Annotated in this window: 27 protein-coding genes, 1 other RNA gene and 1 pseudogene; 23 read left to right on the top strand and 6 right to left on the bottom strand. The window is 40.8% G+C overall.

All coding sequences use genetic code 11. The annotated features are described in order from the left end of the window. Positions 1-187 precede the first annotated feature (187 nt). The 8 genes from NPA43_RS09425 (at position 188) to NPA43_RS09390 (ending at position 5,893) form a co-directional block, all read left to right on the top strand. The gene (locus NPA43_RS09425; protein ID WP_024422683.1) at positions 188-400 is read left to right on the top strand and encodes a DUF6501 family protein; all 213 of its coding nucleotides are present in this window, start codon (positions 188-190) and stop codon (positions 398-400) included. 49 nt (positions 401-449) lie between these two features. Beyond that, positions 450-587, top strand: coding sequence for a DUF4025 domain-containing protein (locus NPA43_RS09420; RefSeq protein WP_099727889.1), 138 nt, complete (start codon positions 450-452; stop codon positions 585-587). 278 nt (positions 588-865) lie between these two features. Next, the gene (locus tag NPA43_RS09415) at positions 866-1,207 is read left to right on the top strand and encodes a PH domain-containing protein (RefSeq protein ID WP_191095724.1); all 342 of its coding nucleotides are present in this window, start codon (positions 866-868) and stop codon (positions 1,205-1,207) included. A 178-nt stretch (positions 1,208-1,385) separates the two neighbouring features. Further along, positions 1,386-2,033 (top strand): SDR family oxidoreductase, encoded by a 648-nt coding sequence (locus NPA43_RS09410; protein WP_256498690.1) that lies wholly within the window; start codon positions 1,386-1,388, stop codon positions 2,031-2,033. Positions 2,034-2,124: 91 nt separating this feature from the next. Then, a complete protein-coding gene (locus tag NPA43_RS09405) occupies positions 2,125-2,610 on the top strand; it encodes a TraR/DksA family transcriptional regulator (protein ID WP_249705112.1) in 486 nt (161 codons plus the stop codon). Positions 2,611-2,744: 134 nt separating this feature from the next. Next, positions 2,745-2,930, top strand: a non-coding RNA gene (gene ssrS / locus NPA43_RS09400) — 6S RNA. 133 nt (positions 2,931-3,063) lie between these two features. Beyond that, a complete protein-coding gene (gene recQ, locus NPA43_RS09395; protein ID WP_099727886.1) occupies positions 3,064-4,845 on the top strand; it encodes a DNA helicase RecQ in 1,782 nt (593 codons plus the stop codon). 256 nt (positions 4,846-5,101) lie between these two features. Next, entirely contained in the window at positions 5,102-5,893 is a 792-nt protein-coding gene (locus tag NPA43_RS09390; RefSeq protein WP_099727885.1) for a LysM peptidoglycan-binding and 3D domain-containing protein, read from the top strand. A gap of 150 nt (positions 5,894-6,043) precedes the next feature. Here the strand turns inward: NPA43_RS09390 and NPA43_RS09385 are convergent, their stop codons facing one another. Beyond that, the gene (locus NPA43_RS09385) at positions 6,044-6,550 is read right to left on the bottom strand and encodes a GNAT family protein (protein ID WP_099727884.1); all 507 of its coding nucleotides are present in this window, start codon (positions 6,548-6,550) and stop codon (positions 6,044-6,046) included. Positions 6,551-6,754: 204 nt separating this feature from the next. Here NPA43_RS09385 and NPA43_RS09380 point away from each other — a divergent pair, with 204 nt between their 5' ends. From NPA43_RS09380 to prpB, 4 genes are all read left to right on the top strand, one after another. After that, on the top strand, positions 6,755-7,294 hold the full coding sequence (locus tag NPA43_RS09380) for a DUF420 domain-containing protein (RefSeq protein ID WP_099727883.1): 540 nt from the start codon (positions 6,755-6,757) through the stop codon (positions 7,292-7,294). Between the two features lie 168 nt (positions 7,295-7,462). Further along, a complete protein-coding gene (gene mmgD / locus NPA43_RS09375) occupies positions 7,463-8,605 on the top strand; it encodes a citrate synthase (RefSeq protein WP_099727882.1) in 1,143 nt (380 codons plus the stop codon). A gap of 2 nt (positions 8,606-8,607) precedes the next feature. After that, on the top strand, positions 8,608-10,044 hold the full coding sequence (locus NPA43_RS09370; protein ID WP_099727881.1) for a bifunctional 2-methylcitrate dehydratase/aconitate hydratase: 1,437 nt from the start codon (positions 8,608-8,610) through the stop codon (positions 10,042-10,044). Between the two features lie 12 nt (positions 10,045-10,056). After that, positions 10,057-10,974 (top strand): methylisocitrate lyase, encoded by a 918-nt coding sequence (gene prpB, locus NPA43_RS09365; RefSeq protein WP_099727880.1) that lies wholly within the window; start codon positions 10,057-10,059, stop codon positions 10,972-10,974. Between the two features lie 34 nt (positions 10,975-11,008). Here the strand turns inward: prpB and NPA43_RS09360 are convergent, their stop codons facing one another. Both NPA43_RS09360 and NPA43_RS09355 read right to left on the bottom strand, forming a co-directional pair. Continuing rightward, the gene (locus NPA43_RS09360; RefSeq protein WP_034319273.1) at positions 11,009-11,671 is read right to left on the bottom strand and encodes a lysozyme family protein; all 663 of its coding nucleotides are present in this window, start codon (positions 11,669-11,671) and stop codon (positions 11,009-11,011) included. 97 nt (positions 11,672-11,768) lie between these two features. Beyond that, positions 11,769-13,094, bottom strand: coding sequence for an APC family permease (locus tag NPA43_RS09355; RefSeq protein WP_230030275.1), 1,326 nt, complete (start codon positions 13,092-13,094; stop codon positions 11,769-11,771). Between the two features lie 187 nt (positions 13,095-13,281). On the opposite strand from NPA43_RS09355, the gene czrA reads away from it, so the two are divergent. Then, complete coding sequence (gene czrA, locus NPA43_RS09350; RefSeq protein WP_007500691.1) at positions 13,282-13,611, top strand: Zn(II)-responsive metalloregulatory transcriptional repressor CzrA; 330 nt, start codon at positions 13,282-13,284, stop codon at positions 13,609-13,611. Positions 13,612-13,645: 34 nt separating this feature from the next. Here the strand turns inward: czrA and NPA43_RS09345 are convergent, their stop codons facing one another. After that, positions 13,646-14,170 carry a CcdC protein domain-containing protein gene (locus NPA43_RS09345; protein ID WP_099727878.1) on the bottom strand — a complete coding sequence of 175 codons (525 nt, stop codon included), beginning with the start codon at positions 14,168-14,170 and terminating at the stop codon, positions 13,646-13,648. A gap of 118 nt (positions 14,171-14,288) precedes the next feature. On the opposite strand from NPA43_RS09345, the gene NPA43_RS09340 reads away from it, so the two are divergent. From NPA43_RS09340 to NPA43_RS09315, 6 genes and pseudogenes are all read left to right on the top strand, one after another. After that, positions 14,289-15,221, top strand: coding sequence for a helix-turn-helix transcriptional regulator (locus NPA43_RS09340; RefSeq protein WP_099727877.1), 933 nt, complete (start codon positions 14,289-14,291; stop codon positions 15,219-15,221). 54 nt (positions 15,222-15,275) lie between these two features. Then, positions 15,276-15,755, top strand: coding sequence for a GyrI-like domain-containing protein (locus NPA43_RS09335; RefSeq protein WP_099727876.1), 480 nt, complete (start codon positions 15,276-15,278; stop codon positions 15,753-15,755). 94 nt (positions 15,756-15,849) lie between these two features. Next, positions 15,850-16,011: a hypothetical protein gene (locus NPA43_RS09330; RefSeq protein WP_230030274.1), complete on the top strand. Its 162-nt coding sequence runs from the start codon at positions 15,850-15,852 to the stop codon at positions 16,009-16,011. A 156-nt stretch (positions 16,012-16,167) separates the two neighbouring features. After that, positions 16,168-17,049 (top strand): hypothetical protein, encoded by an 882-nt coding sequence (locus tag NPA43_RS09325; protein ID WP_256498685.1) that lies wholly within the window; start codon positions 16,168-16,170, stop codon positions 17,047-17,049. Continuing rightward, the gene (locus NPA43_RS09320; RefSeq protein WP_256498684.1) at positions 17,012-17,617 is read left to right on the top strand and encodes a DUF4166 domain-containing protein; all 606 of its coding nucleotides are present in this window, start codon (positions 17,012-17,014) and stop codon (positions 17,615-17,617) included. Before NPA43_RS09325 ends, NPA43_RS09320 begins: the two co-directional genes overlap by 38 nt. Beyond that, positions 17,610-19,236 (top strand): annotated as a pseudogene (locus tag NPA43_RS09315) (YndJ family protein). The gene NPA43_RS09320 and the pseudogene NPA43_RS09315 overlap by 8 nt, the downstream one beginning before the upstream one ends. On the opposite strand, the gene NPA43_RS09310 reads toward NPA43_RS09315, so the two are convergent. Then, complete coding sequence (locus NPA43_RS09310) at positions 19,233-19,712, bottom strand: site-2 protease family protein (RefSeq protein WP_230030269.1); 480 nt, start codon at positions 19,710-19,712, stop codon at positions 19,233-19,235. The pseudogene NPA43_RS09315 and the gene NPA43_RS09310 sit on opposite strands and share 4 nt — an antisense overlap. Positions 19,713-19,977: 265 nt before the next feature. Here NPA43_RS09310 and csaA point away from each other — a divergent pair, with 265 nt between their 5' ends. The 3 genes from csaA to NPA43_RS09295 all read left to right on the top strand — a co-directional run bounded on the left by csaA (position 19,978) and on the right by NPA43_RS09295 (position 23,869). Beyond that, on the top strand, positions 19,978-20,310 hold the full coding sequence (gene csaA, locus NPA43_RS09305; RefSeq protein WP_099727872.1) for a chaperone CsaA: 333 nt from the start codon (positions 19,978-19,980) through the stop codon (positions 20,308-20,310). 535 nt (positions 20,311-20,845) lie between these two features. Continuing rightward, the gene (locus NPA43_RS09300) at positions 20,846-22,237 is read left to right on the top strand and encodes an MFS transporter (RefSeq protein ID WP_249705520.1); all 1,392 of its coding nucleotides are present in this window, start codon (positions 20,846-20,848) and stop codon (positions 22,235-22,237) included. A 24-nt stretch (positions 22,238-22,261) separates the two neighbouring features. Continuing rightward, on the top strand, positions 22,262-23,869 hold the full coding sequence (locus tag NPA43_RS09295; RefSeq protein ID WP_249705521.1) for a glycoside hydrolase family 43 protein: 1,608 nt from the start codon (positions 22,262-22,264) through the stop codon (positions 23,867-23,869). Between the two features lie 47 nt (positions 23,870-23,916). On the opposite strand, the gene xylR is transcribed toward NPA43_RS09295, so the two are convergent. Next, entirely contained in the window at positions 23,917-25,077 is a 1,161-nt protein-coding gene (gene xylR / locus NPA43_RS09290; RefSeq protein ID WP_249705522.1) for a transcriptional repressor XylR, read from the bottom strand. 211 nt (positions 25,078-25,288) lie between these two features. On the opposite strand from xylR, the gene xylA reads away from it, so the two are divergent. Next, positions 25,289-26,626, top strand: coding sequence for a xylose isomerase (gene xylA, locus NPA43_RS09285; protein WP_249705523.1), 1,338 nt, complete (start codon positions 25,289-25,291; stop codon positions 26,624-26,626). Positions 26,627-26,634 lie beyond the last annotated feature (8 nt).

Genomic DNA, 26,634 nt, shown 5'->3' with positions numbered 1-26,634 from the left:
GGGTTGTTCTGCGAGTTCTAGGTGGAAAAAGCGGACATGAAGCAACTGAACATGTATACGCACACATATGTAAACGTATACATTCATCATATTACACGACATGTTTGAATGCAATCCATAACACTCATTGCATTTCACGAAAAATTGGCTACAATAAATGTATAGATGAAAAAAGGAGTTTTTAATCATGATCCATCAAAACTGGCAAACGGCTCAAACGTTAAAACAAGTAAAATGTGTACATACGAATGCGAAAAAATATATGGTCGACCGGGCATTAACGGTTGGAAGCACATATGAAGTGAAAAATGAAACAGAGGAATTCCTCTTTGTTGTTGATAATACGGGTAAAGTAGGCGGGTATTACAAGGAGTATTTCGAAGATATTTCTGCTGAATGATTTTGAGGATCATCACTCATACTAAGAAAAACAGTAAAGGGTGATGATGATGAAAAAGCAGCAAACAGACGAGCAGAAAAACCAACATGCTTGGCACGATAACGAGGATGCTAATATGGCGATTACGCTTGAACAGATTTCTGATGTGTATGCCGAGGGAACCATTGATACACCAAAAGATGAATAGCCATCTAAAACAGTGATTTTGAACAATCACTGTTTTTTTATGGGATGATGAAGCATTTTTTTCTAGAAAAGAACTGAAACTTTTTTCCTGCTTTAACAGTCTAAATAAGTAGAGGAAAGAGCATCGGATCAAAAAGAAAAAGTTAAATGAAATTTAATCTATTCGTAATGGAATAACGACCATTTATAGCGTATTCTATAAATGAGAATAAAACGTACCCACAGAGCCGTGTGGCCGTTTTGTCATAAAGGAATTTGATGCAGGAAGAGGGGGTTTACGTGGGTATTTTTTCTGTCAGTAAACAAAATGATCATAAAAAATTCGAATCCTTATTGATTGAAGGGGAAAGAATTGAGGCTGTTTACAGACTGCGTCACGACCAAATTTGTTTCACCAATAAACGACTGATCTTTGGCGATAACCGCGTATTTTCTAAGAAGAAAGTCAGGGTCTCCTTGCCGTATCGATCAATTGAAAGTTTTGCCATTCAAGAAGCTGGCGTGTTTGATCAGGACACAGGTATACTGCTCGTCACAAGCTCAAAAGTATTTGAACTCGATTTTTCTAAAGACACAGATTTGAGTGATGTGCAAGCCATTTTAACAAAACATCTTTGCTGATCAACGTTGCGATTACATAGATCACATGCACTTTTCTCATTCTTTGTTCTTATTTTAATAGATCGCACATTGTCTGAGCCCTTACCCATATTTGCTGGGAAGGGCTTTTTTTGTTTAGGTGTTTGAATGATAGCAAAAAAGGATAAAGATGAAACAGATACAGAAAGGAGAATGAACAATGAAAGTATTAGTTGCTGGAGCAAATGGACATACAGGCAGACTCGTCATTCGTTATTTAAAAGAAAAAGGACATGAGCCGCTTGCTCTCATTCGAGATGAAAAACAAGCGGATGCACTAAAAGAACTTGGTGCAACACCTGTCATCGGTGATCTTGAAAAGGATGTTACATCTGCTGTGAAACAAGCAGAAGCTGTCATCTTTGCAGCTGGTTCAGGCTCAAAAACAGGTGCAGATAAGACCATTGCGGTGGATCAAGAAGGTGCCAAACGCCTCGTTGATACAGCCAAAAAAGAAAACATTCAGCATTTTGTTATGCTGAGTTCCTATAATGCCGATAACCCTAACCAAGGAAAAGGGCAAGGAAGTATGGAAATTTATTATGAAGCGAAAAGAAAAGCAGATAAACATTTAAAACAGTCTGGCCTTTCCTATACCATTGTCCGTCCAGGTGCCTTGCTGCATGAGGAAAAGACAGGAAAAATCGAAGCTGCCGTGCATATCCCAGATGATCAAACCATTGAGATCTCAAGAGAAGATGTAGCCATTGTTCTTGTGGAAAGCTTAACAGAATCCAATGTGAAAAATAAGTCCTTTGACTTAATTAAAGGGGACAAACCAATAGAAGAAGCACTTCGCACGCTTTAAAAGGAAAAAGCTGCTGCCAAAGAGGCGGTAGCTTTTTTGATGTTTTTATTTACCTTGTAGCGGGAAGGTAATGAGAAAGGAGTGATTGACCGTGGGCTTAACGAAAGAACAAAAAGCTGATTTATACGAAAGACTGATTCAATTACAAGAGGATGTGAAAGGATCAAAAAAGAAAGAAGAATCCATGCTGGCGGAATCAAATGAGATTTCAAATGGTGTTGGGAATCACATCGCTGATCATGGCAGCATCTATTTAGACCGCATGACAGAACAAACGCTGGATCAAGTCGATGGTCAGCTTGAAGGTGAAATTGATGCAGCACTGAAACGAATGGAAGACGGGACATATGGGATATGTGAGAAAACAGGAAAAGACATTCCATACGAACGGTTAAAAGCAGTACCATATACACGTTATTCAATCGATGCAAAGAAGAACGAAGAAACCAATCAAGATCCGAATGAGTTTGATCGGTCGTTTTCCGATCAAATGCGTGATTTAACAAATAGAGAAACAATGGATCAGATGCATTCAGACACGTATGAAAGATTAGAGGAAGAGCAAGATGTTGATTGAAGAAAAATAGGAAGAAGTTAAATTTTTTCAGAATAATGTTTTCTTGTATACGCAAGCACAAATGTCTTGTATACATGAGTATTTAATAGAAAAAAGATCTCTTGAAATTTAATAAACTTTCGTGTAGTATAGTTTAAAGGCTGCGATGCGCGTAATGTTAATTAAGTTTTAACCTTTAAGCTGTAATAGGGAGTTTTATATTGAAGCCGGAATGTCATGCCTCCTTAGAGAGGAAGACAGGAACGTTTCTGCAAACACCCACTTTGAGGAGTGGTGGTTTAAAACTTTCTTACTTAGATTACGGCATCCGCAGCTTTTCCTAGGATGATTCAAGCCATTTTCCATTTTGGAAAATGGCTTTTTATTTTGTGAAAAGACGAAATTCAACAGACGGCATGTAGAAGCATGAATGTATGTTAAAATAGACAAAACAAATGACGGAGAGGGAATTGGATGTTAGAACAAGCAGAAGCACTTCTTAAACAATACTATGGCTTCGACGCCTTTAGGCAGGGACAGAAACAGGCCATTGAATCGATTGTGAGCAAACAGAAGGATACCGTCTGCATCATGCCGACAGGCGGGGGAAAATCGGTTTGCTACCAGATTCCTGCCCTTATGATGGAAGGAACGACGATCGTTGTTTCTCCGCTCATTTCTTTAATGAAAGATCAGGTTGATGCGTTAAACGAGATGGGGATACGATCGTCCTTTTTAAACAGCACACTGTCAGCACGTGAAATGAATGAAAGGCTGAAAAAATGCGAAAATGGGGAATATGAGCTGCTTTATATCACGCCTGAACGCTTACAAAATGAGCGCTTCTTTCAGCTGCTTAATCGGTTGACGATCCCCTTCATCGCTATTGATGAAGCGCACTGTATATCTGAGTGGGGGCATGACTTTAGGCCAAGCTATCGCTATATTCAAGAATGCTTAAACAAACTGTCAAAAAGGCCAGTGATTATCGCATTAACAGCTACGGCCACGAAGAAGGTCCACCAAGATATATGTGAACAGCTTGGCATGAACGAGCAAGAAACCATCTTTACTGGGTTTGCTAGAGAAAATTTGTCTTTTCAAGTGATCAAAGGAGAAAATAGTGACCGTTTTATCACACAATATATGAAGAAAAACAGCCGTGAGTCTGGCATTATTTATACAGCTACAAGAAAAGAAGCAGATAACATTTACAATCGCCTAAAAAAACAAAAGATCAAAGCTGGTGTTTATCACGGTGGATTAGATGACGATGTGAGGGAAGAGCAGCAAAACCTTTTTTTAAATGATCACATCCAGGTGATGGTCGCCACGTCTGCATTTGGCATGGGGATTAATAAGTCGAATGTACGTTTTGTAATTCATCATCAAATTCCAAGAGATATTGAAAGTTATTATCAAGAAGCTGGGCGCGCCGGCAGAGATGGTCTTGAAAGTGAATGTATTTTACTGTTTTCACCCCAAGGCGTACGAGTGCAGCGTTTTCTTATTGAACAGTCGACAGAAGATGAAGTGCGGTATCAGCATGAACTGCTTAAACTAAGACAAATGGTGGATTACTGTCATACCGAGCAGTGTCTACAGCAATTTGTCATGGACTACTTTGATCAATCAACAAGCGCCCCTTGCCAAAAATGCGGCAATTGCCTAGACGAGAGAGAGCGTGAAGAGGTTACAAGAGAAGCGCAAATGGTTTTATCGTGTACGGTTAGAATGAATGAACGATTCGGAAAAATGATGATTGCCCAAGTACTGGCAGGCTCTAAAAACAAAAAAGTGCTTGACCTTGGTTTCGACCGGCTTCCTACATATGCTTTAATGAAACGACATTCAGCCCAGCAAATTAGTGACTTCATCGAATTTTTAATTACAGAAGAGTATTTGCACATGTCTGAAGGGGCTTATCCAACGCTAAAGGTGACACATAAAGGAAAGAAAGTGTTAGTAGGACAAGAAGCTGTATATAAAAAGCAGGCGATCAAAGCAGAGGCCATTCAAGAAAACGACGCATTATTTGAGCGATTGAGAGCTGTGAGAATGAAGTTAGCGAGAGAGCAGGGCGTCCCGCCATTTGTTGTATTTTCAGATCAAACTTTGAAGGAAATGTCAGCAGTGGAGCCTAAAACGGAAGAAGAACTTCTCCATATTAAGGGTATCGGAGCTCAAAAAAGAGAGAAATACGGGGATGTTTTTTTAGAAGAAATTCGTTTATTTATCGAAAAAGAGAAAAAATAAAGAGTTTGAAGAAGAAAAATAAATTTTTTTCGCTGCGATTGGACACGTTTTCATCAGAACGTTTTCTATCCTTTCAAAACCTTGATATGGTGCGGGACCGAGCTATTTTGTGGTCTGATTTACCAATGGAGAGAGATGTTTCATGTAAAGGAACTGTAATCTAAAACATATCGTTTTGTTATTGAAATGACATTTACATATGTTACGATAGCACTCGTTAGCCGCCATAAAAAGCTAACAAGGGAGGATTTACTTTATGAAGAAGACTATTATGTCCTTGGTTGCTGTTGCAGCAATCTCAACAACAGCATTTGGAGCGCAGCAAGCTTCTGCAAAGGAAATCACTGTGAAGAAAGGTGATACACTTTGGGGAATCTCTCAAAAAAATGATGTGTCTCTAAAGAACCTAAAGGGTTGGAACAATTTATCTACAGACATGATCTATGTAGGAGATAAATTGACAATCTCTTCAAAAGAGAAAACTCAGGAGCAGTACAAAGTCCAGAAGGGGGACAGCCTCTGGAAAATCGCTCAAAAATTCAATGTGTCAATTAGCGATATTAAGTCTTGGAATAACTTAAACTCAGATATAATTATGATTGGTTCAACACTAAGTGTTGCTGGTCAAAGCTCAGCTCCGGTAAGCTCAGAACCTGTTCAAAAACAGGCACCTGTCCAAAAAGAGCAAACAACGAAAAAAGCTGCTCCTAAAAAGGAAACAGCTAAAGCAGAATCATCTTCTGCTAGTCAAAGTGTTCAAAAAGCAATGACTGTAACAGCTACGGCTTATACAGCAAATGATGGTGGCATTTCAGGTATCACTGCAACAGGGGTAAACTTAAACAAAAACCCGAATGCAAAAGTCATTGCAGTAGACCCTAATGTCATTCCATTAGGAAGTAAGGTTTATGTTGAAGGCTACGGTGAAGCCATCGCAGCAGATACTGGCGGCGCAATTAAAGGTAACAAAATCGATGTACATGTACCAAGCAAATCCCAAGCAAAAAATTGGGGCGTAAAATCAGTCAAAATAAAAGTACTTAACTAGTAGTCTATTGTTTTTGGAAAAAAGCATCAGGTGGCGGCCTGATGCTTTTATTATACCCTTTTTTTGGTCAAAACACACATATTTTTCTGAAAAATTTGCATTTTCGACAAAAACCAGCGTTTATGATGAGATATACGCTGGTTTTTGTCGTTAGCTGTCCACCCAATAAATTCCTCCGCTTTGTTCTTTCCAATTGATTTGGACTTCAAAATGGTGTTTTTCATAAAAATGAATTAAGCGGTCCACATGATTCCAGTCTCTTTTAACGAGATCACCAGTAATCACTGGAATGTTCTGTTCTCTTGCGATTTCTTTTAAATGCTTCATACATATTGAGCCGTAACCATTGTCTGGAGGGCCTTTAATATCGGCAATATGAATCTTTCCTTCTTCAGGATATTCTGCTATTAAGGAAAAATCAGATTGTCCGCGAAAAGCTTTTTCACAATCGCTTAACATGATTTTACAAGTATCAGCACTTTCAATGGCAGAGACGATCATCCACTCATCTTCTTTGGCTTGATCAATTCCAATGATCTTTGCTTTTTTCGAAATATCTTTCATATTTTCTTGCATTCGATACATTTGGAACTGCAATTGCTGTAATTCTTTCTCTAACGTCTTCACATCTTTGGTTGTTTCCTGTAAGATTGACAAGTCCATTGCTCCTTTCCTATAAGAGATCATAAAAACCGCATAAATTCCCATTCTAAAGGAATTGGATGAATCTTTCAAGCTGCTAGAATGCGGGCGATCGGCAAGTTTGTCTAAAATTCGACGAAGATAGCGAATTCATTGACTTTATAGAGAAAGTTAAATAACATACTCTTAGTCGGAACTAATAAAGAGAGGTTTTCAAACATGAAAGAACAGAATCAAAAACCAAAAAATTTCACTGGCATTGTTGTTTTCTTAACAATTGCCATAAACGGATTAATTGCTTTATTATTTTTAATGCCAAAAACAGATAAATTTAGTCATCTGGATATTACATTTCTGCCGCTACTCAATGCCGTGATGAATAGCTTTACGTTTATCTTTTTACTTTCAGCGCTTATCATGATTAAACAAAAGAACATTAAAGCGCATAGACGATTTATCTTTGCCGCTTTTTCAACAACACTTGTCTTCTTAATTTCGTATGTGACGTATCATTCAATGGCAGCTGATACACACTTTGGGGGAGAAGGGATTATTCGCCCGATCTACTTCTTTATTTTAATCACACATATCGTGTTATCTGCCGTCATTGTACCGCTTGCACTGATTACACTATTTAGAGGCGCACAGATGCAAGTCGAGCGTCACCGTAAAATTGCCCGATGGACAATGCCGCTTTGGCTCTATGTCAGTCTAACTGGCGTCATTGTGTATATCATGATTTCACCTTACTACAGCTAACGTATGTCCAACTGGACATACGTTCTTTTATTTACAAGATGAAGCGCTTTGGATAAAATGGGAATTGGGTATCCGGCTTGCACGGTATCTTCCCATCGATAGAATCACATCATTTCTGGCCGTTTGCTCGTTTGGAGAACAACAATTGAACGAAACGGGGGTTATATGATGACTGAACAATTGCAGTATAAACCGGGGCTTGAAGACATTGTGGCAAGCGAAACGTCCATTTCATACTTAGATGTGAAGCAAGAAGAAATTGTCATTCGCGGTTATGACCTCATCGAGTTGGCACAAAACAAGACATACTTAGAAACAGCCTATCTGCTCATTTATGGAAGATTACCAGATGCTATGGAACATCACCAATTTCAGCAAGACATTTCCTCACAAACAAACTTACATCCAACCATTCAAACCATTTTGACAAAGCTGCCAAAAACCACTCACCCCATGGATGCCATGAGAACTTGCTTATCTGCTCTTGCAGGGTACGATGAAGCATTACATGATCGATCAGAAGCGTGCCAACAAGCGCGTGCAGTTCGATTACTAGGCCAGCTGCCAGCCATTGTTGCTGGAAGTTATCACATTCTCACAAAAGACGCCACTATTTCTCCAGATCAGACCAAATCCTATACTGAAACCTTTTTAGCCATGTTAACTGGCCGGACTCCAACAGAAGACGAAATCACCGCTTTTGACCAAACGCTCACGCTTTATAGCGAACATGAGCTGCCAAATTCAACATTTGCTGCCAGAGTCATTGCATCTACTCATTCTGACATGTATGGCGCTTTTACTGGAGCGATCTCCTCATTAAAAGGTGACCTACACGGAGGAGCGAATGAAGCAGTCATGCACATGTTACTCGAAGGGAAAACAACAGAAGGTTTCCTTGCGCTCATTGAACGAAAATTAGCCGCAAAAGAAAAAATGATGGGCTTTGGCCACAGGGTATACATGAGAAAAATGGACCCGAGAGCCGCTCTTTTAAAACGATCGCTGAAAACGCTTACGGAGTCAAAGGGAGATACGACGCTATATGACATGTGTGTAGCAGGTGAGGCATACATGAAAGAGAAGAAAAACCTCTATCCGAACCTTGATTATTACGCAGCACCTATTTATTACGTGCTTGGAATTCCTATTTCCCTTTACACACCGATTTTCTTTGCGGCAAGAGCAAGCGGATTAGCTGCCCATGTCATTGAACAGCATTTGCATAATCGTATTTTTAGACCGAGGGTCCGGTATTTAGGGCCAAGAGGATTAAAAGTCTCAAATGATGATGGAAAAACGGAGGAATGAACATGAATAAAACAGCAGTCGCCAATCAAACAGATCAGCTATTAGAAGAAATCGCAGCCTATGCAGTGGACGGAGAAATTACGAGCAAAGAGGCAATTGAAACAGCACGGTATGTGCTCATGGACACGCTCGGTTGCGGAATGCTGGCGCTCCATTTTCCTGAATGCACGAAGCACCTCGGGCCGATTGTACCTGGAACAGTTGTGCCTAACGGAGCAAGGGTGCCTGGCACTTCGTTTGTGTTAGATCCAGTCCAAGCGGCTTTTGATATAGGATGTATGATTCGCTGGTTAGATTATAATGACACGTGGCTTGCACAGGAGTGGGGCCATCCGTCTGATAACCTAGGCGGGATATTAGCTGTAAGTGATTATATCAGCAGAACGCGGCTTGCAAACGGAGAAGAACCGCTCACGATGAATGACGTACTGCATGCGATTGTAAAGGCACATGAAATACAAGGTGTGCTTGCTTTAGAAAATTGCCTGAATCGAAATGGCTTGGATCATGTTTTATTTGTCAAGGTGGCAACAAGTGCCGTCGTTTGTGCGATGCTTGGCGGAACGAAGGAGGAAGTGCAGCATGTTTTATCACAAGCCTTTGTTGACAACTCTCCGCTTAGAACGTACCGCCACGCCCCGAACACAGGATCAAGGAAATCGTGGGCAGCAGGAGATGCAACAAGCCGCGGGGTGAGACTGGCGATGATGACACTGAAAGGGGAAATGGGCTATCAAATGCCGCTCAGTGCAGAGAAGTGGGGATTTGAAGATGTTCTCATGAAAGGAAAACCACTCACACTCGCTCAGCCGCTTGGCTCATACGTCATAGAAAATGTGCTTTTCAAAATTGCTTATCCTGCTGAATTTCATGCGCAGACTGCTGCAGAGGCTGCTGTGATGCTGCACGACGCTGTGAAAGATCGATTAGATGAGATTGACCGGGTGGAAATTACGACACATGAGTCAGCGATTCGAATTATTGACAAGAAAGGCCCGCTATACAATCCAGCAGACCGCGATCACTGCTTGCAATATATTACCGCCATTGGGCTGATCTATGGTGAACTGACAGCTGATCATTATGAAGAAGAAACTGCGCAAAATCCGGTCATTGATCGTTTACGGGATCAAATGGTTGTGAAGGAAGATAAACGTTATACAGCTGACTATTTAGATCCGAAAAAGAGATCGATTGCAAACTGTGTTCAAATTTTCTTTAAAGACGGAACGATGACAGACCGAATCGAAATTGAATATCCGCTAGGTCATCGCAGAAGAAGACAGGAAGGCATTCCGCTGCTTGAAAAGAAATGGGCGTATCATTTGAAGACAAGATTTCCTCAAAAACAAGTCGATCAAATTGAGTCTCTTTGCCAAAATCCAAATCAATTAAAAACAACGACAGTACCAGCATTTATGGACTTATTCGTGATATAAGGGGGAACTAGCGTGTGGATCGTGAATGATGAAACGAGTCAAGCTGATTTAGCCGCAGCCTTTAAAGAGAAAATGAACAAATCAGCTTTATTTCAAATTCCAGGCGTACACGATGGAATGTCTGCGCTTTATGCGAAAAAAACGGGCTTTCAAGGGCTCTATTTATCAGGTGCAGCTTTTTGCGCGAGCAAAGGACTGCCTGACCTCGGCATGATCCATTCAACAGAAATGGCGGAAAAAGCGAAGGAAATCATTCGAGCTTCTCAATTGCCTCTTTTGGTGGATCTGGACACAGGCTATGGCGGTGTATTAAATGCAGCAAGGGCAGCAAAAGAAATGGTTGAGAGCAAGGTGGCGGCTGTTCAAATCGAAGATCAGCAAATGCCGAAAAAATGCGGGCATTTAAACGGGAAGTCACTTGTTCCAGTAGAAGAGATGATCGCAAAAATCAAAGCCATCAAACAAGCGGCACCATCGCTTTTGGTCATTGCTAGAACCGATGCAAAGTCCGTTAACGGGATGGAGGATGTCATCCGCCGGGCCAATCTCTATGTAGAAGCAGGTGCTGATGCCATTTTTCCTGAGGCGCTCATCACTGCAGAAGACTTCACGCATGCTTCAAACCATATCAAAGGACCGCTCCTTGCAAACATGACGGAGTTTGGCAAGACACCTTATTATCATGCAGACGAATTTTCCATGTTTGGCTTTCAAATGGTTATTTATCCTGTATCATCACTCAGAGTCGCTGCAAAGGCGTATGAGCGCTTATTTACAGAGATCATGGAAAAGGGAACGCAGCAAGGAATACTGAAGGACATGCAAACGAGAAAAGAGCTGTATGAAACGATTCATTATGATGAATATGAGGAAATGGATCAGCATTTAGCGAAAACGATTCTGCCGGAAATCGGAAAAGAGCATCAATAAATTGAAAAGCACTTCCATGTAGGAAGTGCTTTTTTTACGATGATGGTGTGGATGATGAAGCCAATTTCATCTTTTCTTCAACTGTTTTCGTTTTTTCTTTTACTTTTTCAGCATAAGTGAAATCACCATAGCAATAAGGATAGCGGAAATTATCTTTGTTGCCCCCGCACGTATAAACTTCGGGGTTTCGTTTCACTTGCTTTTTGGAGTATTGCTTTGCCAATTTCTCAGAATGTTTTCCCCCGTTTTTTGCAACAAAATCAATATAGCCGATTCCCATGTTATAGCTTTGAATAATGGTTTCCAAATCAACGCCTTTTTTCTTCCCATGCTTGTACATGGTCGAAAAATGATGGACTCCTTGTCTAATGCTTTTCTGAGGGTCATTGATTTCATTTCTTTTCAAACCAAGAGATTCAGAGGATTGCATTGGATCTCCGCCTCTGCCTTTTGATTCTTGATACATCATACCGAGGATTAACGCGGTATATTGATCTAAATCTTGATCTCTTAACTCTGTTTCTACAAGCGGTTTGTAATCATCCAATCTCGACAAAACAATTGATTCCGTATCAATCGGCAGCTTTTTTAACTCCTTTTGATTAAAGGAAATGACAATGGCTGCTAATACGAAAACAAACAGAAAAATCGTGAAACAGCCTGAAATGGCAAAACATCCTGTTTTTTTCTTTTTCAAGGTCAGTTCACCCCTGTTTTGCCCCGCTTTTAAAAGGGAAGTACAGCCTTTTTATTATGCCACATCCTGCACCGGATACCAAGTGAAAACCTTATGATCAATCATACCCAAACGTAAATTCAGGTCTTGTTTTCAGCCTGTAGCAGAAATAAAGGAAACCGGTAATGAGCCAGACCATTCCAATGATTAATGCATTTGTACTGATGCTTGTTAACAGCCAAATACAAAAGGCCGTACCGCAAAGAGGGATCATTGCATATCTCAATGTGTTCAGTACACCTCTTTGTTTATGTCTGACGAAATAGTACGCAAACACAGACAAGTTCACAAAAGTGAAGCCAATCAATGCGCCGAAGCTGATAAATGAATAAATGACTTCAAGCTCGCCAATAACTGCGGTTAAAGAGAAAACACCGATTAATAAAATATTAAAAACAGGGGTTTTCAATGTTGGATGAATATAACCGAAGAAACGCTTCGGTAACGATTGATCTCTTCCCATTGCATATAACAGCCTTGCTGCACTCGCGTGTGACGATAATGAGGAAGAGATGACAGCGACCATCGTGCCAGCTAAAAAGAACGAGTGCAGAAATGCGCCACCCACAAATTCCGCAATTTCAAGTGAGGCCGCATCTGGATGCTTGAACTGCTGGAAATTTGGAAAGACCTGCTGCAAAAAATATGAGGTAAGGGTAAACAGCACGCCTCCAATGGCGACCGTTAAGAAAATCGCAAGAGGAATCGTCTTTTTTGGCTTAATGGTTTCCTCAGACATGGTCGAAATCGCATCAAATCCTAGAAAAGAAAAACATAAAATGGTCGCCCCTGAAAAAATAAGAGCCGGGTCTAAGCTAGCTGAATAAAAAGGCCGGGCTGACAATAATTCCCCACTGCCTGCGTTTTGCGTGAGTCCATAAATAATAAACCCAACAAAGGTGACGGCGACAATGACCTGAAAGGTAACAAATAGTGCCGTAATGTTGGCTGTAAGCCGAATACCGATTACATTGACAGTCGTTATGGCGATAGCAAGTATGATGATCCAAATGTAATGAGGTACATCAGGAAAGGCTGCGGTTAAATAAGCACTTCCGATAGCGAAATTCACCATAGGCAAAAATAAATAATCAAGCAAAAGCGTCCAGCCCACAAGGAAGCCGACGTGAGGATGAATACTTTTTTGCGCATATGTATATGCAGATCCTGCTTTTGGAAAAGCTTTCACCATATTCCCATAGCTAAGCGCTGTCAATAGTAATGCTAGTAAAGTAAATATATAAGCTGCAGCGACGTGTCCTTTCGTCAGTTGAGCAACAATGCCGTATGAATCAAATACGACAAGTGGATCCATATAAGCAAGCCCGATCACAACAAGTGGAAAGACAGTCAGGCTGCGTTTTAGTCTTGGCTCTTCAGTCAATTTGCCTATCAGCTCCTCTAAAAAAATGAATAAATAATGCTCATTTTAAAAAGAATGCTACCAAGTGTCAATGCTATTTGGATAAATCTTTTTTCTAAAGGTGTGTAAGCTTTGCACGCCGCACGTTTTGGTATATGATGATACATAGAATAAGTCGTGATTTGACTGACAAGAAAGGTGAAGCGAAATGAAGGAAGAACTGAATACAAATCAAGAGCAGGAGCGGATGGAGCTGGACGAAGAAAGTCTATTTCTTGTCTCACAAACATTTAAAGCCTTATCTGATCCGACACGTATTCGTATCCTGCACCTGCTGTCTCAAGGTGAACACTCGGTAAATGATATAGCGGAAACACTGAATCTTATGCAATCAACCGTTTCTCATCAGCTGCGCTTTTTAAAAAACCTTCGTCTTGTGAAATCTAGACGAGCAGGGACCTCGATTTTCTACAGTCCTGAAGATCAGCATGTGATGGAAGTGCTTGAACAAATGATTCACCATGCACAGCATGATTGATAAAAAACCTTCCTACTTTCTTATAGGAAGGTTTTTATGCATGATGCACATGACTCGATCTTTTATTTGCTTTCATCATGTGATAAGAAAAAACAATATAGTAAGCAGCTAGTAGAAAAAAGCTGAGCATGGTCAAGGCATCATCGCTCACAATACGCTGATACAATTCAATGACATCGATCTTCGTCAGTGAATGTTTTGTCAGCTCGACTAATTTAAAGGCAAATCTCGATAAAAACAAGCATAAAATGAAGCTTTCAATCCATTTACTTGTTTTGACATAAAGACGGCCATTTTCTTCTTTCATGCGAATCGTCTGATAGGCGTGAACGGCCAGACTGCTACCGAAGATCATACCAATGGCGGCATAGATGAAAATACTGTGATTTTGCCATCCTTCTGTCATAAGAATAAGGGCAGTGAAACCAAATACATACATTCTTATCAAAAGACTTACCGGGCGTACGAGCTGATAGCGTCTCATTCGATTCATTCGAATGATCATGCAGATCAATATGACGAACCCGACAATGAACAACTGCCACACGTTATGTGTCATGATGCAACCTCCTCCTGCACGTGCAGGGATGTAAACGAATGCTGGCTGTTACTTATCTTTACCATTCTTTCTTTTTTTATCAAATCAAAACCTACATTTATGAAAAAGAGGAAAAGTCATGAAAATTGATCGCATTTTGTCTATTGTGATGCTGCTCATTAGCAAAAAGCAAGTACAAGCGAAAGAGCTTGCAGAACTTCATGAAGTGAGCGTGAGGACCATTTATCGTGATATTGATACTATCAATCAAGCCGGGATTCCTGTTGTGACAACGCAAGGAGCAGGCGGAGGCATTTCACTTGTTGACGACTATCGTTTAGAGAAAAAATTATTCACCGATGATGACATCGAGCTCATTTTAACAGCCCTTGAAAGCATGACGAGTGCATACTCCTTTAAAGAAAGTGAGCATGTACTGAAAAAAATCAAATCCTTGATTCCGTCTCAAACAGATGAAAGCGAAAAACAGCACCATATCTTCATTGATTTAAGCTCCTGGGGAAAAGACAGCCACTTAGAGAAGAAGCTCCAGCTCATTCATACAGCTGCCTCAGAGCACCAATATATTCAGTTCACCTATCGCAATGCGAAAGGAGAAACACTTCCTCGGAAAGTGGAGCCTTACACGCTCGTCTTAAAAGGAAGGCATTGGTATTTGTATGCGTTTTGTTGTGTGAAAAAAGCCTTTCGTCTGTTCAAGCTCACAAGAATGACAGACCTCATCACGATTTCAGGGTTTTTCCAACCGAAAAGGATCAAAAACGAAGAGAAGCCCTGGAATGACTCTTGGCACGAAGCATCTTCAGTAAGCACACTTATGCTAAGAGTAACAGAAGCATCAGTTGGCAGAGTGAAGGAGTGGGTGGATGAGAGCGAATTAATCGTATGTTCAGACGGAACCTATCTTGCAGCAATCAGCCTGCCTCAAGATGATTGGTTATATAGCTTCCTATTCCATTTAGGACCAGATGTCGACATTATCTCACCGCAGCATGTCCAGGAAGCATTTGATCTCCAGTTGAAACAATTTCTTTTACCTAAAGGAACTTGACACAGTGTTGTCAGGTTTCTTTTTATAAGATGGTAAAAAAGGAGATGAGAATGTATGTACGATATCGTGACATTAGAGAAATATTTGATCAAAGGGTTGTCTATCCGAACAACGAATGAAATGGAACGGACGGAAGACCGGAAAATTGCACCTCTTTGGCAGCAATTTTTCGCGCAGCAGCTTCATGGCGGAAAAGCGCCTGTCATCGGGCTATATTCAGATTATGAAACAGATGAAAATGGCTCATATTTATTTACAGCGGGACAATTTGTGGATCATCATGTGGAACATGCAAAAGAGATTCCCGCGTCCACCTATGCAAGATTTCGAACGAGAAAGGGACCGATTGAAGAAGTTGTGCTTGAAACATGGCAGCAGATTTGGAATTGGGATCAGCGTTATTTCCGCACATATACAGGCGATTTTGAATGGTACGACGAAAGATCAATTGATCCAAAAGAAGCGCAAATTGATATTTATATTGCGGTTGATAAAAAAATAGTTGCTGAAACTAATGATATTAGCTCACATTGATGCTGCTTTAAAAATGGCAGCAAGCTCGATCATTGAATTTGCGCACAAAAAGACAAACCGATCGAAAAGATATTTCTTTATACGATGAGAGGAAATGACGCATGTAGTAAGAGGACTCAGAAGCTTACTGCATGGCTTTGGAGATATTTCAAATAAAAAGGGATTTCAACGAAAAGAACAGCTTGAAGATAGTGTGAGTTATGCGGTCCGGCTTTATATCTCAGGCGTACAGCAAAAAGAAGATCTGTCTCATTGACAGGTCTTTTTTAAGTATCGAACCGATATCATGAAAAGGGCTATAGTGCTTCGTGAATATAAATTTTTTTGACAGAAAACCAATAAAGATTTGACAGTTCTGTGAAACATGGTATGCTTATTATGTGAAATAATTCACATAGAGGAGTAGAGGCAGATGAAAAGAAAGCCTGTTTATGTGGAAACAACCATTCATGCACCTATAGAGAAAGTATGGGAATATACGCAAAATCCAAAGCTTCATGAACAATGGGATTTGCGATTTTCAACCATTTCATTAAATGAACCTAGAGATGAACAGCCTCAATCCTTCTTGTATGAAAAACATCTTGGATTCGGTATAAGTGTGACAGGGACAGGAGCGTATCGAACAAGAATGATGGATGAGCGCGATGAAAGAGCGTCCTCGCTCAAATTCAAATCGTCACATCCTTTATCTTTCATTAAAGAAGGCAGCGGCTATTGGAAGTACATGAAAACGAACGATCACATTGTGTTTCAAACTCAATTTGATTATGAAACGAAAGAAGGAAAAGGGTGGAAATGGGCAGACCGATTCTTTTTTCGGCCGATGATGGGCTTTATGACCGCCTTTAGTTTTGGCGCATTAAAGACGTGGCTTGAAAAGGGAACACATCCCCGTTTGCTGCTAGAGAGAACACTTGCTCATTACGGGATTTGTTTGCTGTTTGCCATCGTCTGGCTATGCCAAGCGATCATTCCTTTTTCACATTCTGCTTTTGATCATAGCACCGGGTTTCGCTTGTTTTATGCCCTTTTAGGCGTATCATTTTTGATTCCTAAGCTATCAAAGAAATATCTCTTTATTCTGCAAAGCATTTTTCTGCTTATGATGCTTTGTATAGGAATCCTATCCCCTGAGGCGAGCCTTCATGAGCCGCTTGTGGTGAGTGCATTTTTCATTTTATCCATTGCAGGAATGATTAATTTAAAAGATTGTGTAGATGTGTTTTCGATCAAACGAAAAAGGGGAGGTAGACATGGTCGTTCATCGTCATCAAGTAAAGGATTACGATAAGCTGCATCCGAAATTGAAAGAGCGGTACAACCGCGCGTTTACTGCCGAAGGGATCATGGAGGAAATAGGCGGCGGGACGAGGCTCATACGATTTTTCTTCAGAATAGGTCCATTGTTTCGCTGTTTTTTCCCTGAGAGAGGGAAAAACATTCCCTTTCGAATTGTGAACGAACCCTTTATGACAAAGAAGGGAGAGGAAGGAATGCACTGGTTTCGTACGTTCTATTTCCCTGAGAGGGAAAGACATTTTGATGCAGATATGATCATTGATCAGGAGAGTCATAAAGTACTAGACTACTTTGGAAAACCTAGACTTCTTATGTCAGAGCTTCATTTTACAGTAACGGAAAATGGGTGCCTGCACATTCAATCCGGTAAGCAAAAATGTCTGATGTTAGGGCGGGAATTGCCGCTGCCTTCATGGCTATATGGTGTGTCGGATGTCACGGAAGGCTACGACGAGCATGCAGGTAAGTATACAATTGATGTGCATGTGAAGAATCGCCTTTTTGGAACTCTTTTTACTTATAAAGGCCGGTTTACTGAAAGGGTGTCTCATGATGAATAAATGGCATTTGACGTCTAGCATCATCTTCATGTCTTGTTTTCTCGCCACCCGTTTGTTGACAGGTCCGATTGCAGAATTCTTTGTTCTCCTTGCAATTTTGTTTTTTCTTCCCGTTGTATTACACTTTTTCGATCAGGAAGGGAAAAAGCGGAAGAAGGGGTTGCTTATCGGCTTTTTAATGAAAGCCTTTCCATTTGCTGCTCTCTGTGCAACTGGTGCATTCATGTATCATTCCGCTTGGTTTGCATCGGGATGGCTTGTCTATACAGTGGTTCTAGCTTTATTTGGTTTGACTCGTTTGCTGAAAAGAGGACTCTTTCCGCTCCATGAGCTCATGATAGATGGTGCGTTTATGTATATCGCTTTAGGTGGGCTTTGGTTTTGGCTGTACACGGGAAATATACAAGTGATGACATTTTCGCCGCTTATTGTTCTTTTGACTGCTATTCATTTTCATTACTCCGCTTTTTTTATCCCGCTTTTTTATGGATTATTAGGGAGGCAGCGCAAATCAGAGACGCTTTTATACAAAGCAAGTGGCTGGGTCATTTTGCTGTCACCCGTGATGATTGCTGTTGGGATTAGCTTCTCCCGTCTATTTGATACGTTTAGCGTCATCGTTTATGTGATCGCACTCTACGTGTATGGAATCCTTTGTATGAAAACAAGGTTTCGTTTCAGCTGTGGCAAAAGGGCTGATTGTGTTTTCTAGCAGCATGTTAATGGGGACCATTGTGTTATCTCTTCTATATTCTGCTGGCATGCTCATGCGTGTGACCTACATAAGCATTGATCAAATGCTTTGGTTTCATGGCAGTATCAACGCATGTTTTGTTATTTTACCGGGTCTGATTGGATGGCTGATCGAAAAGCCGGCCGATCGATTGAACAAGAAGGATTTTCCGATTTCGAGGGTTCATGGTCGTTTTCAGTTGCTGTCTTTTCAAAATGAAAGAATACATGATAGCGAGAAGATCGGTTTAGTAGATTCGCTTGAAGAATTAAATGGAAAGACGTTTTCAGCTGAAAGGGTGTCACCTGTTATTCGCAGGTTTTATGAGGACCCCATGCAATTTACGTTAAAAGCAGCGGTCAATTTTCATTGGTGGGTGAGGCCTTTTGTCTATATATTTCAACCAGTTTTTAAAAAAATAGGTCAGCTATATTTGGGGTCATCTCGTATTCCGTATGAAATGCCGGGAAGCCTTTGCAGATTTCAACACCCTAAGGAAGAAAGAGAGAATGTGCGTGCGTGGATTCGTCACAACGAGAAAGGTGAGCAAGTCTTTTTTGCGCTTTATGCTCATCATCACAATGCAGATGCGGGTTATATGAATATTGCTCTGCCGCTTCCGTATTCACAGCTTACCGCCATTTTAAAACCCTTTAATGAGCAGGAAGACTTTCTATTAAAAAGCAAATGTCCAAAAGGCAGTAGCGGTGACGAAGGATTGTATTTGAATACGCCTTTTATCACCATGAAACTGCCAATGGAAGAGAGCTTTCATATGAAACCGGAGGCAGAAGAAAGTCTCACAGCGGTTCATCAAATGAAGCTGTTCGGTATTCCTTTTTTAACGATTCAGTATCATATTGACAGCAAAAGTCATCTATTTTAGTCAATGATGTCACATGGTTCACCGTGCCGAATGATGTTCACAATCGCTTGCCCGTCACTCGGATGATGATCTGCATATTGTACTGGCAGCAGCGCAAAAAATACATAGTAGACTGAGAAGTAAGCAAATTGATAGAAAAATTGATGTTCTGGCAGGAAATCATTGGCGATCATTGTATTCAGTATGAGAACACTGAGCAGGTTGCATAATGATCCGCCTAAGTAGACAAGAATGTGCGACAAACGGTTATTTTTCCTCATTTCTTCATAATGGCAAAATGCATCTAGAAAATAGATTCGTCTAATTTCAACTACACCTATTTTCAGCACTTGTTTGCCTCTGCCAAGCGCAAAAGAAACCTTTGCCCCAAACATCCATGCGACCACAACATGGCCTAGCTGATGCAGGATGGCAACGATAGGAAGAATGACGAAAAACGACCAGCAAAACGTCCACATATCTGACAATGTAAACAAGTGTTAACCCTCCCTGAAATATTCGAGAGGAAGCAGTAGGATTATTTGCCATTTTACAGAATTCATTTTCAAGATGCAAACATTTAATAGACTGCAATAAATTTATTATGTAAACTAGTGAGTGATGTTGGTGCTGAATCGGCTTTTGAACCCGTTTTTTTAAAAATTGGATGTGCTACAATGAGGAAATCAACGAGAGACTAGCGGTCATCTAGCAGATGAGGAATTGAGTGCTTGTACCTTTAAAGGAAGAGGAGAGATTCATATGGCAGATATTGAACAGTTTTTAGCGTTAGATATGCGTGTTGGGACAATAATAGAAGCAGAATTTTTTGCAGAAGCCAGAGTACCTGCACTGAAACTAAAGATTGATTTTGGTGCCGAAATTGGTCTAAAGCAATCTAGTGCACAGCTGACAAAACGTTATACCGCTGAGAATCTGATCGGCAAACAAATCGTGGCAGTCGTCAATTTCCCGCCAAGAAGAATTGCAGGATTCAAATCAGAAGTGCTTGTCTTAGGAGGCATGCCGTCGAAAGAAGACGTTGTCTTGCTTGCCACAGATGAGCCGGTTGAAAATGGGACGAAAATAGGATAAGAAAAAAGACATCTTCAATAGAAGATGTCTTTTGCGTATTGAGGCGGAATAACCACACGCCACATTCGTGTGTGTCTCATAGAGACATGTTACCCGACTTACACAATTCAGCTCATCGCTTGATTAATATAGCATGGGATGAGCTTGAATGCAACCATTAAATATTTTCTCTCTTCATTTGTCGTCATTTTAGAGGATATTGAACCTCATATGAAAGAAATAATGACAAGATATCGATTATTTGGATTATTTTTTCAAAAAATATTGAAAAGTCAGATCAGATTTTATAAAATGAATTCAACTTAGTTTGTTTAATCAATAAACTAAGATAAAGATCACCAGTTTATCCGTTCACTAAAGGAGATGATTCCATCATTCAAATGATTGACTGTGTATGTGGGCTAAGCTGAATGATTGAGAGATTCAGCTTCATTTTTGCAACGAATTGAAAGCGCTTTATATTTTATGCATTGATTGCTGCTGCCCTGCACCATCTGTTCTTTAGAAGAGGCTAAGTAAAGAAGGGAGAAAGCTCATGGTTAGTGAGAATTTAAAGAAGATTCGTATGTCTGAAAAAGTGGGATATGCTTCAGGAGATTTCGCATGTAATTTAATTTATGCAACTGTCTCTACGTATCTATTATTTTTTTATACAGATGTATATGGTTTATCAGCGGCAGCAGCAGGGACGATGTTTTTGGTTGTTCGCGCCATCGATGCGCTTGCAGATCCTTTTATTGGGGCAATGGTTGATCGAACGAACAGCCGTTTTGGCCGGTTCAGACCTTACTTGTTATTCGGTGCGTTTCCCTTTGTGGTACTCGCAATCCTTTGCTTTACGACACCTGACTTTTCCGCTATGGGCAAACTTATTTATGCCTACATCACGTATGTCGGTTTATCGCTTACATACACGTTCATCAACGTTCCTTATGGGGCTTTAACATCCGCAATGACAAGAAATAACCAAGAGGTTGTCAGCATTACGTCTGTTCGTATGGTTTTTGCAAATCTCGGCGGTTTGGTTGTTGCTTTTTTTGTTCCTTTTCTTGCGACTTTATTAGGCGATACAACTGGAAATACAGCACTTGGCTGGCAGATGACGATGGCATTTCTCGGCGTTCTTGGCGGCGCATTACTTATTTTCTGTTTTAAAAGCACAAATGAACGCGTCACGCTTCAAAAGCCTGAGGAAAAGATTAAATTCAGCGATATCTTTGTCCAGTTACGAGTGAATCGTCCGCTTGTTGTGTTAAGTATTTTCTTTATCATTATTTTTGGCGTGAACTCGATCAGCAACTCAGTAGGGATTTATTATGTGACATATAACCTTGGCAGAGAAGATTTAGTGAAGTGGTACGGACTCATTGGCAGCCTGCCAGCTTTAATGGTGCTGCCGTTTATTCCGCGGCTACACAAGCTGCTAGGAAAGAAAAAACTGCTGAATTATTCATTATTGCTGAATATCGTAGGTCTTCTTGCTCTACTTGTGATACCGCCGAGTCAAATTGTTCTGATTCTTATTTTCAGACTCGTCGCTGCTGCTGGGAGTATTACAGCAGGTGCTTATATGTGGGCGCTCATTCCTGAAACGGTTGAATATGGCGAATATAAAACAGGGAAAAGGATGGGCGGGCTCATCTACGCAGTGATTGGATTCTTCTTTAAATTTGGCATGGCATTAGGCGGGATCGTTCCAGGTCTTGTACTCGATCGGTTTGGCTATGTAGCGAACCAAATGCAAACACCAGAAGCATTACTTGGCATTTTAATCACTACAACGGTTATTCCTGTATGCTTACTGATTTTAGCGATGATTGATATTAATTTTTATAACCTGGATGAAGAAAAACATCAAAAAGTCGTGAGGGAGCTAGAGAATAGGGATCAGGTGTATGTCGATCATATTGACGATTTTAAAATGTAAATCATTGAAAGAGGAGGGAGATCAATGAAGATTACCAACCCAGTGCTAAAAGGGTTTAACCCGGACCCGAGTATTTGCCGTGTAGGAGACGATTATTACATTGCAGTCTCTACATTTGAATGGTTTCCAGGGGTTCAAATTTATCATTCGAAGGATCTTGTCCATTGGCGGCTCGCCGCGCGCCCTTTGCAAAAAACATCTCAACTAGACATGAAAGGAAATCCCGATTCAGGAGGGGTATGGGCACCGTGCTTAAGCTATGCCGATGGCCAGTTTTGGCTCATCTATTCAGATATTAAAGTAGTGGATGGCCCGTTTAAGGATGGTCATAATTATTTGGTCACGGCAAGCGAAGTCGATGGCGAGTGGAGCGAACCGATTCGGCTCAATAGCTCTGGATTTGATCCATCTTTATTCCATGATCAAAACGGGAAGAAATACGTATTAAATATGCTGTGGGATCATAGAGAAAAGCACCATTCCTTTGCAGGTATTGCCTTGCAGGAATACAGTGTGCCTGAAAAGAAACTGATCGGTCAGAGGAAGATCATTTTTAAAGGCACGTCTATTAAACTGACAGAAGCCCCGCATCTTTATCACTTTGGTGATTACTATTATTTATTAACGGCAGAAGGGGGCACTCGGTACGAGCATGCGGCCACGATTGCCCGGTCCTCGCATATTGAAGGGCCTTATGAGGTTCATCCTGATAACCCGATCTTAAGTGCTTTCCATGAGCCTAGCCATCCGCTTCAAAAATGCGGGCATGCCTCAATTGTTCATACGCATACAAATGAATGGTACTTGGCTCATCTCACGGGCCGTCCGATTCAATCAAATAAGGAATCTATTTTTCAACAAAGAGGTTGGTGTCCTTTAGGAAGAGAGACAGCGATTCAAAAGCTCGAATGGAAAGATGGCTGGCCTTATGTGGTAGGCGGAAAAGAAGGAGCAATGGAAGTTGAAGCGCCAGCAATAAGTGAAAAAGTCTTCTCTCCAACGCACCATACAGTCGATGAATTTAAAGAATCGGCGTTAAATAGACATTTCCAAACATTAAGAATCCCTTTTACTGATCAGATAGGTTCATTGACGGAGAACCCTCATCATTTAAGGCTATACGGTCAGGAGTCTCTTACGTCTAAATTTACCCAAGCGTTTGTTGCAAGGCGCTGGCAAAGCTTTTATTTTGAAGCTGAGACAGCTGTTTCATTCTTTCCAAAAAATTTTCAGCAAGCCGCTGGTCTTGTGAATTATTATAATACGGAAAACTGGACAGCGCTTCAGGTAACATATGACGAGGAGCTTGGCCGTATCCTTGAATTATCCGTCTGCGAAAATCTGACCTTTTCTCAGCCGTTGACAAATAAAATCGTCATTCCAGACGAGGTCACGTATGTGTATTTAAAAGTGACCGTTCAGAAAGAGACGTACAAATATTCTTATTCTTTTGACCAGCAAGAGTGGGAGGAGATTGATGTGCCGTTTGAATCAAGTCATTTATCCGATGATTTCATTCGCGGAGGGGGATTTTTTACAGGGGCATTTGTCGGCATGCAGTGCCAAGATACAAGCGGCGAGCGTCTGCCAGCTGATTTCAATTATTTTCGCTATGAGGAAACAGGTGAATAAAAAAAAGACAACGCTCTAAAAGCTGTCTCTTTTTATCAGTTAGCGGTTCATTGGGAAAGGGTAGCATCATGCAGGAAAGCTTCAGTGACAAGAGATGTCATCCCTAACGCCGGTGCGTTGTGCCCTAATGATGAAGGGAGCAGCTCAACACGTGAACTGAATTGTGCATTCATTCTAGAGGATACCTCATCTTGAATGACACTCAGAACCGTTGGCTGTGATTCAATGACCTTATTTCGTAAAATAACGGCTTGCGGGTTAAAGGTGTGCAGGACGTTTGTGAGACCCAAGCCAAGATAAAAGCCAAAGTTGCGCAAGGCATTGAGTGTTTTCATATCATTTAACTTTGCCAGCTGTTCAATGTCTTGATAGGATACGTGCTGGCCATTTGTTTGAAGTGACTGAAACAATGCTTTCTCAGATGCATACAGCTCCCAGCATCCACGGTTTCCACAGCTGCATGTTGGTCCATTAAAGTCGATCGTCATATGTCCCATTTCACCAGAAAAACCGTATGCGCCTCTATATAAATGATGATTGAGAATGATACCGATTCCAATTCCAGTGCCGATACTTGCATAAATCAGGTGGTCATAGTGTTTAGCGGCACCAAAGATTTTTTCGCCATATGCACCGGCATTTGCTTCATTTTCAATGAAGACGGGTACTTGGAAGGTATCTTGGAGCGTTGTTTTCAGGTCAACATTTTTCCATTTTGAATGAGGTGTAAACACGATTTGTTCATCTGCATCCACTAACCCAGGTATACAAAGGCCAATGCCAATAAGTCCGTATGGGGAAGAGGGGATTTGTGCGATCAACTGATGAATCAATTCAATTAATATGCGTATGGTTACATCAGGAGAGCTTGATGGGAGCTTGAGCTGCTCTTCATGGATAATAGACCCTTCAAGGTCTGTTAAAATGCCGTTTACATAATCAACACCGACATCAATGCCAATTGAGTATCCTGCGCGTTTATTAAACATGAGTAAAACAGGTCTTCTCCCGCCGCTAGATTCACCTTGGCCGATTTCATAGACGAGATGTTCTTTCATTAACGTACTCACTTGAGATGAAACAGTCGATTTATTTAAACCAGTGCGTTCAGATAATTTCGCTCTAGAGATTGGCGCATGATGGAGGATTTCTTTTAGCAATAGCTTTTGATTTATTTTTTTCACAAAGTTCTGATCAGCGATATTCACGTTATCCACTCCATTTGTTTCGTCTTTAGATTAAGTTGAAAAAAGGTGCTTTTTTACGAATGTATTTCATGAGAAGTATGATTTTAACTTTATTATAACGAAAATATTTCTAAAAAACTAAAAAATATGGAAAATTCAAAGAGATTTGATGACAAATTCATAATTAGTTTGTTGGGTGAACTTACAAAGTGTATCATAGGAGGAATCAAGAATGGTCAAATCAAATATGAAATCCTTACGCAGTTTAGAGGCGGTTGGCAAAATTCAATATGAAGGAAAACAATCAAAAAACCCACTTGCTTTTAAATATTATGATCCGAACGAAATGATTGGTGGAAAAACAATGAAAGACCACCTGCGTTTCTCAGTCGCTTATTGGCACACATTGACTGCTGATGGAACAGACATGTTTGGAACGGGCACCATGCAGAGAGCCTGGGACTCCTATAGCGGAATGGATTTGGCGAAAGCTAGATTAGAAGTGGCTTTTCAGCTTTTTGACCTATTGGAGGTTCCGTATTTTTCATTCCATGACCGTGATATTGCACCAGAGGGAGACACGCTTCAAGAGACGAACCAACAGTTAGACATCATTTTAGAAAGGATGAAAGATTACATGCAGCAAAGCGGGGTGAAGCTGCTGTGGAACACTGCCAACATGTTCAAGCATCCCCGGTTTGTACATGGCGCTGCTACATCTTGTCATGCAGATGTATTTGCCTATGCGGCTGCGCAAGTCAAGAAAGGAATTGAAACCGCAAAAGAACTCGGTGCAGAAAATTACGTTTTCTGGGGAGGACGAGAAGGTTACGACACACTGCTGAATACAGATATGAAAAGAGAGCTTGACCACATGGCGACCTTTTTGCACATGGCTGTTGATTATGCAAAAGAAATTGGGTACACCGGTCAATTTTTAATTGAGCCAAAGCCAAAGGAGCCGACAACCCATCAATATGACTCAGATGCAGCGACATCTATCGCCTTTTTAAAGCAATACGGATTAGATTCACATTTTAAATTAAATATCGAGGCCAATCATGCAACGCTAGCTGGTCATACATTTGAACATGAATTACGTGTAGCAAGAATTCATGGACTGCTCGGCTCTGTTGATGCGAACCAAGGCAATTCGCTTCTAGGCTGGGACACTGATGAATTCCCAACCGATTTATATGCCACAACACTGGCCATGTATGAAATTCTGCAAAATGGTGGACTTGGAACTGGGGGTCTCAATTTTGATGCAAAGGTCAGAAGAGCCTCCTTTGAACTTGAAGATATTTTGTATGCCCATATTGCGGGAATGGATGCGTTCGCAAAAGGGCTGCGGGTGGCTCATAGACTCATCGAAGATCGTGTGTTTGAAGATGTAATCAAGCACCGGTACCGCAGCTTTTCTGAAGGAATTGGACGCGACATTTCAGAAGGGAAAGCAAACTTTCATACATTAGAAGAATATGCTTTGACGCATCCTTTCATCAGAAACGAATCGGGAAGAGAGGAACAGCTGAAAGCACGATTGAATCAATACTTGTTAGAAGATTAATTGAATAG

The organism is Bacillus pumilus (assembly GCF_024498355.1).
Taxonomy (GTDB): Bacteria; Bacillota; Bacilli; order Bacillales; family Bacillaceae; genus Bacillus; species Bacillus pumilus_P.
The sequence above is the reverse complement of the archived record's forward strand: the minus strand, read 5'-3'. Positions and strand labels throughout refer to the sequence as shown.

What these genes read in the sequence shown, in the direction of transcription:
- xylA (WP_249705523.1), top strand. Translation starts at nt 25,289, where the DNA reads ATGGTCAAATCAAATATGAAATCCTTACGCAGTTTAGAGGCGGTTGGC.
- recQ (WP_099727886.1), top strand. Translation starts at nt 3,064, where the DNA reads ATGTTAGAACAAGCAGAAGCACTTCTTAAACAATACTATGGCTTCGAC.
- NPA43_RS09390 (WP_099727885.1), top strand. Translation starts at nt 5,102, where the DNA reads ATGAAGAAGACTATTATGTCCTTGGTTGCTGTTGCAGCAATCTCAACA.
- NPA43_RS09335 (WP_099727876.1), top strand. Translation starts at nt 15,276, where the DNA reads ATGTACGATATCGTGACATTAGAGAAATATTTGATCAAAGGGTTGTCT.
- NPA43_RS09370 (WP_099727881.1), top strand. Translation starts at nt 8,608, where the DNA reads ATGAATAAAACAGCAGTCGCCAATCAAACAGATCAGCTATTAGAAGAA.
- NPA43_RS09345 (WP_099727878.1), bottom strand. Translation starts at nt 14,170, where the DNA reads ATGACACATAACGTGTGGCAGTTGTTCATTGTCGGGTTCGTCATATTG.
- NPA43_RS09340 (WP_099727877.1), top strand. Translation starts at nt 14,289, where the DNA reads ATGAAAATTGATCGCATTTTGTCTATTGTGATGCTGCTCATTAGCAAA.
- NPA43_RS09330 (WP_230030274.1), top strand. Translation starts at nt 15,850, where the DNA reads ATGACGCATGTAGTAAGAGGACTCAGAAGCTTACTGCATGGCTTTGGA.
- NPA43_RS09300 (WP_249705520.1), top strand. Translation starts at nt 20,846, where the DNA reads ATGGTTAGTGAGAATTTAAAGAAGATTCGTATGTCTGAAAAAGTGGGA.
- czrA (WP_007500691.1), top strand. Translation starts at nt 13,282, where the DNA reads ATGAAGGAAGAACTGAATACAAATCAAGAGCAGGAGCGGATGGAGCTG.
- NPA43_RS09425 (WP_024422683.1), top strand. Translation starts at nt 188, where the DNA reads ATGATCCATCAAAACTGGCAAACGGCTCAAACGTTAAAACAAGTAAAA.
- mmgD (WP_099727882.1), top strand. Translation starts at nt 7,463, where the DNA reads ATGACTGAACAATTGCAGTATAAACCGGGGCTTGAAGACATTGTGGCA.
- NPA43_RS09320 (WP_256498684.1), top strand. Translation starts at nt 17,012, where the DNA reads ATGGTCGTTCATCGTCATCAAGTAAAGGATTACGATAAGCTGCATCCG.
- NPA43_RS09295 (WP_249705521.1), top strand. Translation starts at nt 22,262, where the DNA reads ATGAAGATTACCAACCCAGTGCTAAAAGGGTTTAACCCGGACCCGAGT.
- NPA43_RS09380 (WP_099727883.1), top strand. Translation starts at nt 6,755, where the DNA reads ATGAAAGAACAGAATCAAAAACCAAAAAATTTCACTGGCATTGTTGTT.
- NPA43_RS09420 (WP_099727889.1), top strand. Translation starts at nt 450, where the DNA reads ATGAAAAAGCAGCAAACAGACGAGCAGAAAAACCAACATGCTTGGCAC.
- NPA43_RS09410 (WP_256498690.1), top strand. Translation starts at nt 1,386, where the DNA reads ATGAAAGTATTAGTTGCTGGAGCAAATGGACATACAGGCAGACTCGTC.
- NPA43_RS09325 (WP_256498685.1), top strand. Translation starts at nt 16,168, where the DNA reads ATGAAAAGAAAGCCTGTTTATGTGGAAACAACCATTCATGCACCTATA.
- csaA (WP_099727872.1), top strand. Translation starts at nt 19,978, where the DNA reads ATGGCAGATATTGAACAGTTTTTAGCGTTAGATATGCGTGTTGGGACA.